The 15,453-nt window shown below is 51.2% G+C and carries 17 protein-coding genes and 1 pseudogene; 11 read left to right on the top strand and 7 right to left on the bottom strand.

All coding sequences use genetic code 11. The annotated features are described in order from the left end of the window. The coding region (locus ACO6VE_RS22465; RefSeq protein ID WP_422463554.1) for a group II intron maturase-specific domain-containing protein at nucleotides 1-272 on the top strand (272 nt) is incomplete at its 5' end. An 82-nt stretch (nucleotides 273-354) separates the two neighbouring features. Here ACO6VE_RS22465 and ACO6VE_RS22470 read toward each other — a convergent pair. Further along, nucleotides 355-891 (bottom strand): hypothetical protein, encoded by a 537-nt coding sequence (locus tag ACO6VE_RS22470; protein ID WP_422450634.1) that lies wholly within the window; start codon nucleotides 889-891, stop codon nucleotides 355-357. A 173-nt stretch (nucleotides 892-1,064) separates the two neighbouring features. After that, nucleotides 1,065-2,132 (bottom strand): annotated as a pseudogene (locus ACO6VE_RS22475) (IS4 family transposase). A gap of 298 nt (nucleotides 2,133-2,430) precedes the next feature. Between ACO6VE_RS22475 and ACO6VE_RS22480 the strand changes: the two are divergent. Continuing rightward, the gene (locus ACO6VE_RS22480; RefSeq protein WP_422450633.1) at nucleotides 2,431-2,682 is read left to right on the top strand and encodes a site-specific integrase; all 252 of its coding nucleotides are present in this window, start codon (nucleotides 2,431-2,433) and stop codon (nucleotides 2,680-2,682) included. Continuing rightward, on the top strand, nucleotides 2,642-3,001 hold the full coding sequence (locus ACO6VE_RS22485) for a tyrosine-type recombinase/integrase (RefSeq protein WP_422450632.1): 360 nt from the start codon (nucleotides 2,642-2,644) through the stop codon (nucleotides 2,999-3,001). The genes ACO6VE_RS22480 and ACO6VE_RS22485 overlap by 41 nt, the downstream gene beginning before the upstream one ends. 782 nt (nucleotides 3,002-3,783) lie before the next feature. On the opposite strand, the gene urtE is transcribed toward ACO6VE_RS22485, so the two are convergent. The 5 genes from urtE to urtA form a co-directional block, all read right to left on the bottom strand. Then, the gene (gene urtE / locus ACO6VE_RS22490) at nucleotides 3,784-4,479 is read right to left on the bottom strand and encodes an urea ABC transporter ATP-binding subunit UrtE (protein WP_422450631.1); all 696 of its coding nucleotides are present in this window, start codon (nucleotides 4,477-4,479) and stop codon (nucleotides 3,784-3,786) included. A gap of 13 nt (nucleotides 4,480-4,492) precedes the next feature. Then, complete coding sequence (gene urtD, locus ACO6VE_RS22495; protein WP_422463556.1) at nucleotides 4,493-5,251, bottom strand: urea ABC transporter ATP-binding protein UrtD; 759 nt, start codon at nucleotides 5,249-5,251, stop codon at nucleotides 4,493-4,495. After that, nucleotides 5,244-6,410: an urea ABC transporter permease subunit UrtC gene (gene urtC, locus ACO6VE_RS22500; RefSeq protein WP_422450629.1), complete on the bottom strand. Its 1,167-nt coding sequence runs from the start codon at nucleotides 6,408-6,410 to the stop codon at nucleotides 5,244-5,246. The genes urtD and urtC overlap by 8 nt, the downstream gene beginning before the upstream one ends. A 3-nt stretch (nucleotides 6,411-6,413) precedes the next feature. Further along, nucleotides 6,414-8,060 (bottom strand): urea ABC transporter permease subunit UrtB, encoded by a 1,647-nt coding sequence (urtB, locus tag ACO6VE_RS22505; protein ID WP_422463557.1) that lies wholly within the window; start codon nucleotides 8,058-8,060, stop codon nucleotides 6,414-6,416. 68 nt (nucleotides 8,061-8,128) lie between these two features. Continuing rightward, the gene (urtA, locus tag ACO6VE_RS22510; RefSeq protein WP_422463573.1) at nucleotides 8,129-9,358 is read right to left on the bottom strand and encodes an urea ABC transporter substrate-binding protein; all 1,230 of its coding nucleotides are present in this window, start codon (nucleotides 9,356-9,358) and stop codon (nucleotides 8,129-8,131) included. Nucleotides 9,359-9,807: 449 nt separating this feature from the next. On the opposite strand from urtA, the gene ACO6VE_RS22515 reads away from it, so the two are divergent. The 8 genes from ACO6VE_RS22515 to ACO6VE_RS22550 are packed head-to-tail and all read left to right on the top strand — an operon-like array spanning nucleotide 9,808 to nucleotide 15,194. After that, nucleotides 9,808-10,698, top strand: coding sequence for an urease accessory protein UreD (locus tag ACO6VE_RS22515; protein ID WP_422463559.1), 891 nt, complete (start codon nucleotides 9,808-9,810; stop codon nucleotides 10,696-10,698). 30 nt (nucleotides 10,699-10,728) lie between these two features. Beyond that, entirely contained in the window at nucleotides 10,729-11,031 is a 303-nt protein-coding gene (locus tag ACO6VE_RS22520; protein ID WP_209204055.1) for an urease subunit gamma, read from the top strand. A gap of 9 nt (nucleotides 11,032-11,040) precedes the next feature. Then, on the top strand, nucleotides 11,041-11,376 hold the full coding sequence (locus ACO6VE_RS22525; protein ID WP_422463561.1) for an urease subunit beta: 336 nt from the start codon (nucleotides 11,041-11,043) through the stop codon (nucleotides 11,374-11,376). After that, on the top strand, nucleotides 11,373-13,091 hold the full coding sequence (gene ureC, locus ACO6VE_RS22530; protein ID WP_422463563.1) for an urease subunit alpha: 1,719 nt from the start codon (nucleotides 11,373-11,375) through the stop codon (nucleotides 13,089-13,091). Before ACO6VE_RS22525 ends, ureC begins: the two co-directional genes overlap by 4 nt. A gap of 15 nt (nucleotides 13,092-13,106) precedes the next feature. Then, the gene (gene ureE / locus ACO6VE_RS22535; RefSeq protein ID WP_422463565.1) at nucleotides 13,107-13,598 is read left to right on the top strand and encodes an urease accessory protein UreE; all 492 of its coding nucleotides are present in this window, start codon (nucleotides 13,107-13,109) and stop codon (nucleotides 13,596-13,598) included. After that, nucleotides 13,582-14,256 carry an urease accessory protein UreF gene (locus ACO6VE_RS22540; protein WP_422463567.1) on the top strand — a complete coding sequence of 225 codons (675 nt, stop codon included), beginning with the start codon at nucleotides 13,582-13,584 and terminating at the stop codon, nucleotides 14,254-14,256. Before ureE ends, ACO6VE_RS22540 begins: the two co-directional genes overlap by 17 nt. A gap of 37 nt (nucleotides 14,257-14,293) precedes the next feature. After that, a complete protein-coding gene (gene ureG / locus ACO6VE_RS22545) occupies nucleotides 14,294-14,944 on the top strand; it encodes an urease accessory protein UreG (RefSeq protein WP_422463569.1) in 651 nt (216 codons plus the stop codon). Nucleotides 14,945-14,990: 46 nt separating this feature from the next. Next, the gene (locus ACO6VE_RS22550) at nucleotides 14,991-15,194 is read left to right on the top strand and encodes a HupE/UreJ family protein (RefSeq protein ID WP_422463571.1); all 204 of its coding nucleotides are present in this window, start codon (nucleotides 14,991-14,993) and stop codon (nucleotides 15,192-15,194) included. The last annotated feature ends 259 nt before the right edge of the window (nucleotides 15,195-15,453 follow it).

Genomic DNA, 15,453 nt, shown 5'->3' on the forward strand with positions numbered 1-15,453 from the left:
ACCGACCAATTCCCCTGCTGGATCAATGGATACGTCGGCGAATCCGTTGCTGCTTTCTGAAGCAATGGCGCAAGCCGAAAACCCGTTTTAAAAATCTGGTCAGGTTAGGCGTTGATAAAGTGAACGCTGCCAAGATCGCAGCCAGCAGCAAAGGGTATTACCGTCTGAGTAAAACCTATGCGGTACAGCAGGCACTGAATAACAGTTACCTCGCGAAAGTTGGGCTTGTTTCATTGAAAGACTTATGGGTCAGGTTTCACCATCATCGTTGAACCGCCCGGTGCGGACCCGCATGCCGGGTGCTGTGGGGAGGGCCGGAGAAAGACCAGCCCTTACCCGATGTATACGCGGTGATTACTCAAGTTCTAAACTCACCAAATTTGTTACAAAAGGCTTTACAGTGAACTCTCCTGTCACAAAGCGATTTCTACCTGTTTCCCAGTTAAGTGCTTTTATATAGTACTTTCCTGCAGCAAGAGTCAATTCTGGATAATTTAGATCGTCGAATGTTATTGGGTCTTCTTTTAACCACCCCTCAGAAGTAACTTCAAAGATGTAACCGCCACATCTTAAAGTACCAATCCTTGGATGCATGCAGGAATCTAACACAAGCTTTGTCTGGTTTTTGGGGTTTTTCTCTGTTTTAGTAATAGATATTTTCCCAAGCTCTCTCTTAGTTTTTGATGCTTCAACTATTGAAATGTTTTTACTTTCAACAGAGTAGGATCTGGATTTAGAAGTTTCTGGTATTATAGATCCAACATCTGTTGTTGATTTTAACACCCCGTCAATTGCACCGGAAACAGCATCACTTGCAATTTGATTAATATCAGTGGTAGAACACCCTTGAATTAATACCATTGCAGAAAACAATATTCCAAGCTTCTTCATTTTATCACTCCTTTGTGTGCCACTTTGTATTTTTGGTGTTTTGTTGTATGAGCGTATAACAGTCGTTTACACGAATCAGTTTCGCATAACATACTGTAGATTCGCTATACGCACCAGCCGATACCCCCATGCAGCGCGACTTACACAGCGTTCTGCATTTTAAAGGCTATATCCTATGTACGGGACAAAACCTGAAGCAGGGTCTGAAATCCAATCTGATCATTTTTTGAACCCTCGTTTTTCAAAACCCTGCGGAGCATGTCTATTCCCAGTCTGAACAGAGCTTTGGCTGGCCGCATATGCTTATTCAAAGGGAGTTCTTTCGCTTCACCATAATGCCAGTGACCAGCAATCAAACACCAGGCAAATGCCAATGCAAGCATGCCCATTAGCTTGTCCATGCGATCCAGATCCGTCATGTGGGTAGACTCAAGATCAAAGCCTCGACTTTTCAGGCAACCAAACAGCGTTTCTATCGACCAACGCTTATAGTAGTCCTCAATCATGGTGTCTGGTTTCTGGGTTGCCACGACAATCAAGAGTCCCTTGATTGTGCGTCTTGCAGCAATATAAAGAGAAACACCTGAAACTTTGCGTTTGCTGTGCCAAGTGACAGTCTGGTCAAGCTTTATGTTCCAAAACAATTGTGCGGCTTTGATATTCTTGCCACAGTTACTCAGTACTGTAGTGCTTTCCTTGATTCGCAGTCGGCAGAAGATGCCCTGATTGTCCAGCTAATTGAACCACTCACGGCCAATGAACTCACGATCAGCAAGTAGCTCATCTATCTTATCCGCTGGAATCAATTTCAGGACTCGTTCCATGATAGCAATACGCTCTTCAGCATTTGAGTTGCCGCCACTCTTATCGAGGCAAATCCAGACAATGGGAATAGACGCTCCCTGCCATGCAACAGCAACCACGAGATAGTTGATATGCTGACTGCCAAACTGCCAGTTGGTTCTATCCATGCAGAGTGTGTATCTGTCGAGGTTCAGCCAGTGAAGTATCAGTTTACCCAGCTGTTCATAACAGTAGGTGTAACCGGCAAAAAAGCGCTTTATACGACGATAGCTTGATTCTGCCTGAGACTTGCTTTGGAACTCTTCTGCTACACGGTAAAGATTGCATGATCGCCCACGTATCAGGCCGAGAATGAATTGGGCAAGAAAAATAATCCGGGCTTGATGCCAGGGCAGATGAGCTTTAAGCTCCTTGGCTAATGAGCTGACTTCTTCCATGTACTTCTACTACGATAATCTGTTCGGAGGTTAGAGACCGCATAGATTACCTTACATGGAGAGTCAGCTCATCCCCTCTGAACTCTTGCCAGCTCTGGCCTCCAGATTTTTTGTCCCGTACATAGGGCTATATCTTCTGATTCGCATTTAGTAATTCGTATATTTTTCGGTCAAGCAACCCGTGTGATTAAAGATTGCTTTATTTTCATTCAAAAAAACATGTTAACCATTCAGTTGATTTTTTGCATATACGAACTAGCTTTTACTGTATAAAAACACAGTATCAAGTAGGACTTATATGAGATTACAAGAACGCTTTCAAATTGCCATTCGCTCTGACGGTTACTCTCTGTCTACCGAGCGCAGCTACTGGGACTGGATTAAACGCTTTATAAAATTTCATAAAATGCGTCATCCCGATTTACTGACTGGCGATAATGTCCGTGATTTTCTTACCCATCTGGTGATGAAAAAGCACGTTGCTATCAGCACTCAGCAGCAGGCATTGAGTGCCCTGGTCTTTTTGTACAAACAAGTGCTGGGGGCGTGACAGCTTTACGATCAATGACTGGCTAAAAGCAAAACGGCCAAAAAAACTCCCTGTTGTGTTTTCGGTGACTGAAGCCAACTCTGTCTTGTCCTATCTCAAAGGCACACCATTATTAGTCGCCCAATTAATGTATGGTGCCGGTCTTCGACTGAAGGAAACACTCCGTCTCAGGGTTCAGGATGTTGATTTTGGGCGTATGGAAATTACCGTTCGCCATGGCAAGGGTGGCAAAGACAGAATGACGTTGTTGCCCAAAGCGTCTGTTGAAGCATTACCGTTCAAGAGTTGTTGGGTCATGCCAATGTCAATACAACAATGATATATCCATGTACTCAATCGCGGTGGTAAAGCGGTTTTAAGGAATTGTCACGAAATAATTTCGATATTTTGAACTCGATCTCCGTTCATCCTGAGCTTGTCGAAGGGTGATAGGCACAATACATGAGGCCGGAGTTCACGCCCTTCGACAGGCTCAGGACGAACGTGGTTTTGAAACTCAGAAATGTACAAATTATTCCGGGGCAATTCCTAAGCCCTGTTGATCGCTGATAAAAAATGAGGGCCAGATCAACACCCGGAAGCTTAAATCAAAAAATGATAAAACAACTTTCGAACCGCACTCACGCTACCGCCCCTCTATTCCATTTACTTGAGTATTAAGGCAGTTTTGCATTACACGACAATTTATTTATAGTTGTATAGGGGTGAAATAGTACCATCGAACTGGTACCTGAGGTATTCTTTTTAATGCTCCCAACAAGGAATTGTCTCGGAATAAGTTCCGGATTTGACTGAGACTTGTTAAGGAACTGTCATGAAATAACTTCCACATTCCCGGTGCTAACCCAGTCAAGAAAAAATTTTGCCACGGAGTCACGGAGGAAAAGATTTTTTTCTATTCTCCGTGTCTCCGTGGCAAAAATAGGAAGTTTCAGGGACAATTCCCAAGCTCACCCCCTGCTGGCCGCAAAATCACAAGCGGCCTGCCTTTTTCCGGTGGTAGGAAGCGCTTACTGAAACGTCAAAGTTATTAAATGACAGTGCCTAAACGGGGTTGAAAATCAGGGTACCAGCGGTGACACTGAATACAATGACCAGCTATCAAACAGTCATTAAACGACGAACGGCAACTTCATCCATGTCGTTGCCGGCTCCTGCCAAAGCAACCTCGCCTCGATCCAGCACCGCAAAGGTATCCGCCAGGTCACGGGCAAACTCAAAGAACTGCTCAACCAGCAGAATGGCCATCTCACCCCGGTCCCGGAGCAGACCAATAACCGACTGAATATCCTTGATAATGGACGGTTGAATGCCCTCCGTTGGCTCATCCAGAATCAACAGCTCTGGCCGGGTTACCAGTGCCCGGGCAATGGCCAGCTGCTGTTGCTGACCACCGGACAAATCGCCACCCCGACGATGGCGCATCTGTTGTAACACGGGAAAGAGATCAAAGATTTCCGGATCAATCCGCCGCTTTGCCCGGGGCAGACAGGCAAAACCGGTTTCCAGGTTTTCCTGCACCGTCAGTAAAGGAAAAATCTGCCGCCCCTGGGGAACATAGGCGATACCGTTCCGTGCCCTTGAGTGAGCGGGGTTGCTGGCAATATCCCTGCCCTGCCACAGGATCTTGCCAGAGGCGGGCGTTACCCGACCAGCAACAGCGTTCATCAGGGTGGTTTTGCCAACACCATTGCGCCCCATAACGCTGGTCACCTGTCCCTTATGCGCGGCAATGGTTACCGACTTCAGGGCCTGGCTGGCACCGTAAAACACATCAATGCCCTGTACTTCCAGCATCACATTGTTCCTCCTATCTACCCAGGTAAACGTCGATGACTTTTTTATTCTGCTGAACATGGTCCAATGAACCAGACGCCAGCACACTGCCTTCATGCAGCACCATCACCGGGCACTCCAGCGCCCGGATAAACGCCATATCATGTTCAACCACTACTACACTGCGCTCTCTGGCCAGATCTTTTAACAGATCCGCCGTTCTGAAGGTCTCTTCATCGGTCATACCCGCCGCCGGTTCATCCACCAGCAATAGCTCCGGTTCCTGTAACAGCAGCATGCCAATCTCCAGCCACTGTTTCTGTCCGTGGGATAATGAGGCCCCTAACCACCCTTTTCGGTCTGACAATCGGATCAGAGCCATCACTTCATCGATTCTTCTGGCACCTTTTGCGCTGAGTGCACCAAACATGGCAGCAAAAGGCGTTCGTCGTCCAGTCATGGCCAGCTCCAGATTTTCCCAGACCGTCAGGCTTTCAATCACGGAGGGCTTCTGAAACTTCCGGCCAATCCCCATATTGGCGACGTCGGTTTCGTCATAGCGGGTCAAATCCACGTTGCCACGAAAAAACACTTCACCGGAGTCAGGTCGGGTTTTACCGGTCACCACATCCATCATGGTGCTCTTACCCGCACCATTGGGGCCGATAATCGCACTCAGCTCTTTTTCCCGCACCATAAAGGAGAGTTCATTCAATGCCCGGAAGCCATCGAAACTGACCGTGACATTGTTGAGATAGAGCAAGGTGTCGTTGGGTATATGTTTATCAACCATCCACTAACTCCTTTCTCTCAGCTCTGTTGCCCTGCGGATCCCGACGCTCATTGATAAAGCCCGCTATCTGTTGATAAAGACCGACCAAACCTTTAGGCAGCCATAGCGTAGTAATAACAAACAGCGCCCCCAGGGCAAACAGCCAGGCATCGGGCATAACGCCGGTAAACCAGGTTTTTGCGTAGTTAACAACGACCGCACCAATCACCGCACCATAGAGTGTTCCACGACCACCGACGGCTACCCAGACAACCAGCTCAATAGAGTTGATGGGAGAAAACTCACCCGGATTAATAATGCCAACCTGGGGAACATAGAGGGCACCGGCAATACCGGCAAGCACTGCTGACAGGGTAAACGCCACCAGCTTGTAGTGTTCAACCCGGTAGCCCATAAAGCGTACCCGGCTCTCAGCATCCCGCACTGCCACCAGCACCCGGCCATAACGGCTGCTCACCAGCCAGCGACACACCAGGTAACCCAGCACCAGTGCCAGTGCAGACGCCATAAGCAGTACCACACGGGTACGGTCACTTTGCAGGCTGAAACCCAGCAGATCCTTAAAGTCAGTCAGGCCATTATTACCACCAAAGCCAAAGTCATTCTGGAAGAACAGCAGCATCAGGGCATACGTCAGTGCCTGAGTAATGATGGAGAGATAAACACCGGTCACCCTGGACCGGAAAGCCAGCCAGCCAAAAAGGAAAGCCAGCAGACCGGGCACCAGGGCGACCATTACCAGGGCAACAGCGAAAGAGTCAAACCCATACCAGTACCAGGGCAGCTCCTGCCAGTTCAGAAACACCATAAAGTCCGGCAGTTCCGGGTTGCCATAAACACCACGGTCTCCAATCTGGCGCATCAGGTACATACCCATGGCATAACCGCCCAGGGCAAAAAACGCCCCATGACCCAGGCTGAGAATCCCGCAGTATCCCCAGACCAGATCCAATGCCAGGGCCAGCAATCCATAGCAGAGATACTTACCCAGCAGAGTAACGGTATAGTTGCTGACGTGCAGGGGAGAACCTTCCGGCATCAATGTGTTGAGCAACACCACCACAATCGTGATTGCCATCACTGACGACAGAAGAAGTTTACCGGCACGATCTTCAAGTAACAGTCGGGATAAAAACCCCTGTTGGAATCCATTCGTCATGTGTCAGCCCTCAACTGCCCGCCCCTTGAGCGCAAACAGCCCCCGGGGTCGCTTCTGGATAAACAGAATGATGAAAACCAATACCAGAATCTTGGCAACCACGGCACCAGCCCAGGGCTCCAGAAACTTATTCACCACACCCAGCCCCATGGCGGCGACCAATGTGCCCCACAGGTTTCCTACGCCGCCGAACACCACCACCATAAAGGAGTCGATAATGTAATTCTGGCCAAGGTTTGGCCCAACATTGGTCAACTGCGACAGGGCGACGCCCGCCACACCGGCAATACCGGAGCCCAGGCCAAAGGTCATGGCATCCACCCGGCCGGTAGGAATACCCATGGAACTGGCCATGGCGCGGTTCTGGGTCACCGCGCGAATATTCAGCCCAAAGCGGGTGTAACGCATCACCAGCAGCAGCACCATAAACACCAGCAGACTGAAACCGACAATGTATAAACGGTTCCAGGTAAGCGACAGCGCCTCATTAATTACCCACGAGCCACTCATCCAGGCGGGGGTTGCCACTTCCTGATTCAGTGGTGAAAAGATCGTTCTTACCGCCTGCTGAAGAATCAGGCTGATACCAAAGGTCGCCAGCAGGGTTTCCAGGGGACGGCCATAGAGATGGCGGATAACCAGCCGCTCAATAAGCACCCCGGCAGCGCCGGCAACCAGAAAGGCCAGGGGTATGGCGATAAACAGGGACTGATCAATCAGTTCCGGGAATACAGACTGAATGACGAACGTCGTATAGGCACCGAGCATCATCATCTCTCCGTGGGCCATATTAATCACGCCCATCACCCCGAAAGTAATCGCCAGCCCGATAGCCGACAGCAACAGCACAGAGCCAAGACTCAAGCCAAAGAAGATATTTTCAGCCACGGTATAGTACTGCTGTCGCTGGTCAATTTCGGCCAGTGCCGTTGTGATGGTTTGTGCCAGCGTGGTATGGTCCGTAGCGGTTACTGCCTCCGCCAGTGCGGAACGAATAAAGGGGTGATCAGAACGGGTGAGTACCTCAACCGCTGCTATTTGTTCACTGATCGAACCCGTCTGCAAGCGATCCAGGGCCAGAGCCATATCCAGGGCATTGATAACTCCCTGATTCTCCTCGCTGGCCCTCATAGTTCTGAGTGTACCCAGCGTTTTGCTATCCAGCGTTTTCAGAGAGGCGTATAAGGCATTTATGCGGGTTTGTGGGTCACTGGCTTTCAAGTCCCAGGATGCCAGTGCTGTTTTAATGATTGAGCGCAGTTGATTATTAATTCTTACTTTTTTCAGCGCTCTTTTCTTTACTGTGCCAAGGACTGAAGACGCACCTTGCAACTCCCCCTTGGCAGGGAAAGGATCAAAAATCCGATACTGTTTATCCGGCGTCTTTTCGGCGAACACCAGTCGTTTATGCTGTTTCTCAACAAACAGTTTGCCATTGAGCCAATGTTCCAGAATCTGTTGGCTGGACTCGCTGCCTTCTTCCGCCAGGGACGTGATCACAGCTTCCAGCTGTCCCCAGGAACTTTTGCTTAATAATGGTTTAAGGTCTTCGGGCGACACCGCCAACACCGGCCGCGATAAAATCAGCAGCAGGAACAGGAGAAAGCGGGCTGGCAGACTGTGAACCATCTGCCGGAGGTTCTGATTCATAATACATCCTTATACGCCCATTCCTCCCTGACGGAAGGAGGGCACTGATTGTCATATCATCTTATAAATCAGTAGTTCTGGCCGGAGCAGACGCCGGTTTCCAGGTTATAGTTGCCGCATTGAACCGGTGCCGACCAGTCAGCAACAATTTTGGAACTTTCCGGCAGAAAATCGGTCCAGGCGTCGCCAATAACGCCACCTTTGGTTTCCCAGACAATCTCAAACTGACCATCATCCTGAATCTCACCAATCAATACCGGCTTGGTCAGATGGTGGTTGGTATTCATCACCGCTGTGCCACCGGTCAGGTTAGGAACGGTAATGCCATACATCGCTGAACGCACTGAATCAACGTTGGTGGTACCGGCCTTCTCAACCGCCTCAACCCACATATTGAAGCCGATGTAAGTGGCCTCCATCGGGTCATTGGCAACACGCTCTTCATCCTTGATAAAAGACTGCCATGTTTCAATAAATTCGTCATTGGTGTCACTTTCAGCACTCATAAAATAATTCCACGCCGCCAGGTGACCTACCAGTGGCCCGGTATCAATGCCGGAAAGTTCTTCTTCACCCACCGAGAAGGCAATCACCGGAATCTCTTCAGCCGAAACCCCCTGGTTTCCCAGTTCCTTGTAGAATGGAACATTGGCATCGCCATTGATGGTGGAAATCACCGCGGTCTTTTTACCGGTATTACCAAACTTCTTGATATCAGAAACAATGGTCTGCCAGTCTGAGTGACCGAACGGCGTATAATTGATCATGATGTCAGCATCTTTGATACCTTTGCTTTTCAGGTAGGATTCCAGAATTTTGTTGGTGGTTCTTGGATAAACATAGTCGGTACCGGCCAGAACAAAACGGGTGACCGCGCCACCCTCTTCGCTCATCAGGTAATCCACCGCCGGAATGGCCTGCTGGTTGGGTGCCGCGCCGGTATAAAACACATTTTTCGAGGACTCTTCCCCTTCATACTGAACCGGGTAGAACATCAGGCCATTCAGTTCTTCCACCACCGGCAGTACCGATTTGCGGGATACGGAAGTCCAGCCGCCAAAAATAACATCGACGTCTTCCTTAACCAGCAGCTCCCTGGCTTTCTCAGCAAACAGTGGCCAGTCCGAGGCCGGATCAACGACCACTGCCTCCAGCTTCTTGCCAAGCACCCCACCATTTTTATTCTGCTCTTCCACCATCATCAACACGGTATCTTTCAGCGTGGTTTCACTGATGGCCATGGTGCCGGAAAGGGAGTGAAGCACCCCAACCTTAATGGTGTCTGCAGCCTGTGCCATCACTGACAATGACAGTGCGGCAGTAGCCACCGATGCCGTTAAAAAGTTTCTGGATAGTTTGTTTAACCGGTTGTTCATAGCTTCCCCGCTATCTATTGTTCGCTGTTCTTTTCCTGAACAGGGGGATAGCAAGAGGTGTGCCATGGTCAGTTTCGGTGCTTGCACCATGGGAAAGCGGGCAGGGAAAGAGAGCCTCCGCCCTGAATTTTCCAGACCGGCAGGCATTTGCCGGAAACAACAGGGGTCACGCCATATTTTGGCGCGCCTTGCAGGCACATTAACTGATGCCGCACCAAATCAAGGCATTCATAATGACTATTTGGTCAGGTATTATGTCGGCGACAAGTGACGTATTCAGTGAAATACTGTGTCTGGCACAGGTTTTGCCATTGATCACAAAAAGATCACCAATAAATGATCCCGGATAAGAAAAAGCACAAGGCTGTAATATGCAAGCATCATCGGGTGAGACAGAGAGTAACCAGAGCAGCAGGCCTGATAGCGCCGTGGCATCGTCGTCGGGTTGGCGTGCCGGGATAGACGTAGAACTTAAACACCTGAATGGACGTACCCTGATGGGGAGAACCCGCCATTATGGGCCGCTGCGCATTCAACGTCCTTTCTGGCCGGAAGGCAAAGACCTGACCCATCTTTATATTCTGCATCCTCCCGGTGGTCTGGTGGCCGGAGATGAACTGGTACAGCGCTTTGCCATCAGAAAAGGTGCCCATGGGCTGGTCACAACCCCGGCTGCCGGTAAAGTCTATTTCAACGGCAATGGTCAACTACAAAAACAGACAACGCATATCACGGTCAGCGACTCAGCCTCCATGGAGTGGCTGCCTCAGGAAACCATCCTGTTTAATGGTGCCATTACCGAGCTTGATACCCGCATTGAACTAACTGGCGATGCACTCTATGCAGGCTGGGATATTATCTGTCTGGGTCGAACCGCCAGCGGTGAGCAGTTTACCCGTGGGCAACTCACCCAGCATCTCACCCTGACCAGGGACAGCGAACCGCTTTACCTTGACAGGCTTGATTTTGCTGCCGGGTCTGTACTGCCCACTTCCCTTCTGGGGCTCAATAATCACACGGTCTTTGGCACCTTTCTGATCACCCTGGAAAGCCCGCCAGACTTACCCGGCCTGCACAGCCAGCTGGTCGATAAAGGCTGGCACCGGGTAACCGCCATCACCTGGCGGGCCGGTGTGTTTATTGTGCGTTACCTGGGCGATTCATCAGAGCAGGCCAGAACCATTTTTACCTGGATTTGGGAAGCTGAGAGAGAACGATTCAATGGCCGCAAAGGGTGTCGGCCACGCATCTGGAATACCTAAATTAACGAATAATTAAAGCAGGATCTCACTATGGAACTTACCCCCCGGGAAAAAGACAAGCTGCTTCTCTATACCGCAGCACTGGTTGCCGAGCGTCGTTTAGGGCGCGGGGTCAAACTGAACTACCCGGAAGCCATCGCGCTGATCTCCATGCATATCATGGAAGGTGCCCGTGACGGTAAAACAGTGGCCCAGTTAATGAATGAAGGCCGTGAAGTGATCACCCGTGAGCAGGTGATGGACGGTATTCCGGAAATGATCCACGAGGTTCAGGTGGAAGCCACCTTCCCCGATGGTACCAAGCTGGTCACCGTCCATAACCCCATAGCCTGAGGATTGATCATGATACCAGGAGAAGTGATTGCCTCTGCCGAACCCATTGAGATTAACGTCGGCAGGGAGACCGTAACCCTCTCGGTGGCCAATACCGGTGACCGTCCTATCCAGGTGGGTTCCCACTACCACTTTTATGAAACCAACCCCGCCCTCGCTTTTGACCGTGAGCAGACCCTCGGGTTTCGCCTGAATATCCCGGCAGGGACAGCTGTCCGTTTTGAACCCGGCCAGGACCGACAGGTCGAACTGGTTCGCTATGCCGGCAAACAGACCATTTACGGATTCCGTGGCGAGGTGATGGGCACACTGCCAGAACCAAAACAGCCGGGAGAAACACAATGACCATCAAACGTACGCAGATGGACCGGCAAACCTATGTGGATATGTTTGGCCCCACCGTAGGCGACAAAGTTCGTCTGGGGGATACCGAACTGTTTATCAGCCCCGAAAAGGATTACACGGTCTACGGGGATGAAGTGAAATTTGGCGGTGGCAAGGTAATCCGGGACGGTATGGGACAAAGCCAGCGGCCCGGCGCAGAGGTTGTGGATACCGTTATCACCAACGCCCTGATTCTCGACCACTGGGGTATCGTCAAGGCCGATATCGGTATCAAACAGGGTCGTATTGAAACAATTGGCAAGGCGGGTAACCCGGATGTTCAGGAAGGTGTGGATATTATTATCGGCCCGGGCACCGAGGTGATTGCCGGAGAAGGGCAGATCATTACCGCCGGTGGTGTCGATGCCCATATTCACTTTATCTGCCCCCAGCAGATTGAAGAAGCCCTGACCTCCGGTGTCACCACCATGCTCGGTGGCGGCACGGGGCCTGCCACCGGCACCAATGCCACCACCTGTACGCCCGGCACCTGGCATATCAGCACCATGCTCAAGGCCGTGGACAGCCTGCCCATGAACATTGGCTTTCTGGGCAAAGGCAATGGCAGTCTGCCGGAAGCCCTGGAAGAACAGGTGCTGGCCGGTGCCATGGGCATGAAACTCCATGAGGACTGGGGAACCACACCGGCCTCTATTGACTGCTGTCTGACGGTGGCTGAGAAATACGACATTCAGGTGGCAATCCATACCGACACCCTGAACGAATCCGGTTTTGTGGAAGACACACTGGCCGCCTTTAAAGGTCGGGTGATCCATACCTACCACACGGAAGGGGCCGGTGGTGGCCATGCACCGGATATTATTAAAGCCTGTGGCGAAAGCTATGTACTACCATCGTCGACTAATCCGACACGCCCCTACACCGTCAATACGGTAGATGAGCATTTGGACATGCTGATGGTCTGCCATCATCTGGACCCCAATATTCCTGAAGATGTGGCCTTTGCCGACTCCCGTATCCGCCGGGAAACCATTGCGGCGGAAGATATTCTCCATGACCTGGGCGCTTTCAGTATGATCGCCTCAGACTCTCAGGCCATGGGACGGGTCGGCGAAGTGGTCAGCAGAACCTGGCAGACCGCCCATAAAATGAAAGTACAACGGGGACTGTTGCCAGAAGATAGCGATGCCGGGGTGGATAACTTCCGGGCTCGTCGCTATATCGCCAAATATACCATCAACCCCGCCATTACCCATGGTATTGCCCACGAAGTCGGCTCCATTGAGCCGGGTAAACTGGCCGACCTGGTGCTGTGGAAACCGGCATTTTTCGGCGTTAAACCGTCACTGGTGATTAAGGGGGGTGCTATCGCCACGGCACCGATGGGTGACCCGAATGCCTCCATCCCGACACCGCAGCCGGTTCATTATCGCCCCATGTTTGGCTCTATGGGACAGGCCGTTGCTGACACCTCATTGTCGTTTGTTTCCCAGGCGGCACTGGACGCTGGTATTGGTGAAAAACTGGGCCTGAAGAAAACCTTATCTGCCGTTAAAAATACCCGGACCATCCGCAAGGCGGATATGGTGCTCAATACCTGGCAGCCCCGGATGGAGGTGGACCCGGAAACCTATGAAGTGAGGGCCAATGGTGAGCTGCTGGTGTGTGAACCGGCAGACGTGGTGCCGCTCGCCCAGCGTTATTTCTTATTCTGAAACCGAGGATCGTTTATGTTGAAGTTAATCGAGCGCCTCCCGAAGGCGAGCAGTGAGTTTTCTGATGAACTCCTGCTCCCTTTTGATCAACGCAAACGTGGACGACTGAAAGCCGTTACGGTGAGTGGCCGGGATGCCGGTATTTTTATTGACCGTGGCGACGTTATGCGTGACGGCACCCTGCTGCAAGCTGAAACCGGCGAGATCATCCGCATTACCGCCGCCAGTGAAGCCGTCACCACCGCCCGTTGCAAGGATCCCTTGACCTTTGCCAGGGCCTGTTATCACCTGGGCAACCGCCACGTTCCCTTGCAGATAGGCGACAACTGGCTACGCTACCAGGTTGACCATGTTCTGGATGATATGGTGTCCCTGCTTGGACTGGAACTGGACCATGAACAGGCTCCCTTTGAGCCTGAGAACGGTGCTTATAGCAAAGGTCATTCCCATCATCAGCACAGTCATGCTCACGAACATGGACACGCCCATCATGAGCATCACCACTGAGTCGCTGCTGGGTCTGCTGCATCTGGCCAGCCCGGCACTGCCGGTTGGTGCGTTTGCTTACTCCCAGGGGCTGGAAACCGCCATTGACCGACAGTGGTGCTATAACCGTGAGACCACCGGCAACTGGATCAGTGAACTGATGCAACAGGGCATGGCCCGTCTGGATATACCGGTGTTTTTCCGGCTATACGACGCCTTTGCAGTAGAAGACCGGCAGCAGGTTAGCCACTGGAACGAAACGCTGCTGGCTTTTCGGGAGACCAGGGAGTTATACGATGAAGACTGCCAGGTTGGCCGGGCCTTTGCTGTCTGGGTCAAGTCCATGTATCCGGACGAAGCCCGCACGGACTGGTTGCAATCGCCGACACAGGCCGCCATGTTCGCCCTGTCCTCGTTATGTCATGGCATCGATAAGAAAACCGCTGCGACAGGGTTGCTCTGGTCCTGGTGTGAGAACCAGGTAACCGCAGCCACCAAAGCCGTTCCCCTTGGCCAGACCGATGCCCAGCATATTCTGAAGCGCCTGATTCACGGGATAGAACCTGCACTCACCCAGGCCCAGTCACTGGCAGATCATGAAATTGGTAACAACCTGATGCACTTTGCCATGGCCAGTTGCTGGCATGAGCATCAGTATTCGAGGCTATTCCGCTCTTAACCTGACCATTTACCCGTTAATAACAAGGACAATCACCATGACAACATCAAGAACCCCACAAACCCTGCGTGTCGGTGTCGGTGGCCCGGTCGGTTCCGGTAAGACCGCACTGTTGACCAAACTCTGTGCAGCCATGCGCGACCATTACAATCTGGCCGTGGTCACCAACGATATTTATACGAAAGAAGACGCCCAATTTCTGATGCGCAATGAAGCGCTGGACGAAGACCGGATCATCGGGGTAGAAACCGGTGGCTGCCCACACACCGCCATTCGTGAAGACGCCTCCATGAATCTGGCGGCAGTTGATGAGCTGTACCAGCGCCACCCCGGTCTTGAGCTGGTTCTGGTAGAGTCTGGTGGCGATAACCTGAGTGCCACTTTCAGCCCGGAACTGTCTGATCTGACCCTCTATGTCATCGACGTTTCTGCCGGTGACAAAATCCCACGCAAAGGTGGCCCGGGCATTACCCGCTCCGACCTGCTGATCATCAATAAAACAGACCTGGCACCTTATGTTGGAGCCTCTCTGGAAGTGATGGATCGGGATGCCAGAAAAATGCGGGGAGACCGCCCGTTTTTCTTCACCAACCTGAAGGCCAACGAAGGCGTGCGGGAGATCATCGATTTCATTATCGATAAAGGCATGCTGGACGCCAAAATGCCGGAAGCAGCAGCAACCACGTAGAATATCCGACGGTTCAACTTATAAAATCCAAACAAGGAAAACAGGCATGAACATCAAATTACTGTCACTGGCCAGCGTGAGTACCCTGATCGCCAGTCAGGCTATGGCCCACCCGGGAGATCACTCTACCGGTGGCGTGATGGCGGCTATCTGGCATCAGCTGACGGAACCGGATCATCTGTTGTTTGCCGGTTTAATGGCTGCTGCTGTTATTGTTGGCGTGAAGGTTTATCAGAAGAAGAAAGCATAGGGCCTGTTGAGCAGAAGAGCATCAGAGCGGGATTTCTCTGATGCTCTCAAATACGGTCTTACTCAGCTATCTCAATAATTCAAGGGAAAAGTGATACAAAATACGTTTTTGGGAATTTATTCTTTTCCCATATCAAAAACAAGATCTGCAAATTATAAAAAACTTCCAGCCCGGCATGGGCATGAACTGATGGGGTGAAAGTCCCCTGTGGGAGAACCTACATCTGACTGGCGGTAAAGACGCCTGCTGATGACAACCA

Origin of the sequence: Endozoicomonas sp. ALB115 (assembly GCF_049310245.1) — a bacterium.
GTDB lineage: Bacteria > Pseudomonadota > Gammaproteobacteria > Pseudomonadales > Endozoicomonadaceae > Endozoicomonas.

Bases quoted from the DNA above. Each gene is read 5' to 3' on its own strand.
- ACO6VE_RS22470 (WP_422450634.1), bottom strand. From the start codon at position 891: ATGAAGAAGCTTGGAATATTGTTTTCTGCAATGGTATTAATTCAAGGG.
- ACO6VE_RS22480 (WP_422450633.1), top strand. From the start codon at position 2,431: ATGAGATTACAAGAACGCTTTCAAATTGCCATTCGCTCTGACGGTTAC.
- urtE (WP_422450631.1), bottom strand. From the start codon at position 4,479: ATGCTGGAAGTACAGGGCATTGATGTGTTTTACGGTGCCAGCCAGGCC.
- urtD (WP_422463556.1), bottom strand. From the start codon at position 5,251: ATGGTTGATAAACATATACCCAACGACACCTTGCTCTATCTCAACAAT.
- urtC (WP_422450629.1), bottom strand. From the start codon at position 6,410: ATGACGAATGGATTCCAACAGGGGTTTTTATCCCGACTGTTACTTGAA.
- urtB (WP_422463557.1), bottom strand. From the start codon at position 8,060: ATGAATCAGAACCTCCGGCAGATGGTTCACAGTCTGCCAGCCCGCTTT.
- urtA (WP_422463573.1), bottom strand. From the start codon at position 9,358: ATGGCACAGGCTGCAGACACCATTAAGGTTGGGGTGCTTCACTCCCTT.
- ACO6VE_RS22515 (WP_422463559.1), top strand. From the start codon at position 9,808: ATGCAAGCATCATCGGGTGAGACAGAGAGTAACCAGAGCAGCAGGCCT.
- ACO6VE_RS22520 (WP_209204055.1), top strand. From the start codon at position 10,729: ATGGAACTTACCCCCCGGGAAAAAGACAAGCTGCTTCTCTATACCGCA.
- ACO6VE_RS22525 (WP_422463561.1), top strand. From the start codon at position 11,041: ATGATACCAGGAGAAGTGATTGCCTCTGCCGAACCCATTGAGATTAAC.
- ureC (WP_422463563.1), top strand. From the start codon at position 11,373: ATGACCATCAAACGTACGCAGATGGACCGGCAAACCTATGTGGATATG.
- ureE (WP_422463565.1), top strand. From the start codon at position 13,107: ATGTTGAAGTTAATCGAGCGCCTCCCGAAGGCGAGCAGTGAGTTTTCT.
- ACO6VE_RS22540 (WP_422463567.1), top strand. From the start codon at position 13,582: ATGAGCATCACCACTGAGTCGCTGCTGGGTCTGCTGCATCTGGCCAGC.
- ureG (WP_422463569.1), top strand. From the start codon at position 14,294: ATGACAACATCAAGAACCCCACAAACCCTGCGTGTCGGTGTCGGTGGC.
- ACO6VE_RS22550 (WP_422463571.1), top strand. From the start codon at position 14,991: ATGAACATCAAATTACTGTCACTGGCCAGCGTGAGTACCCTGATCGCC.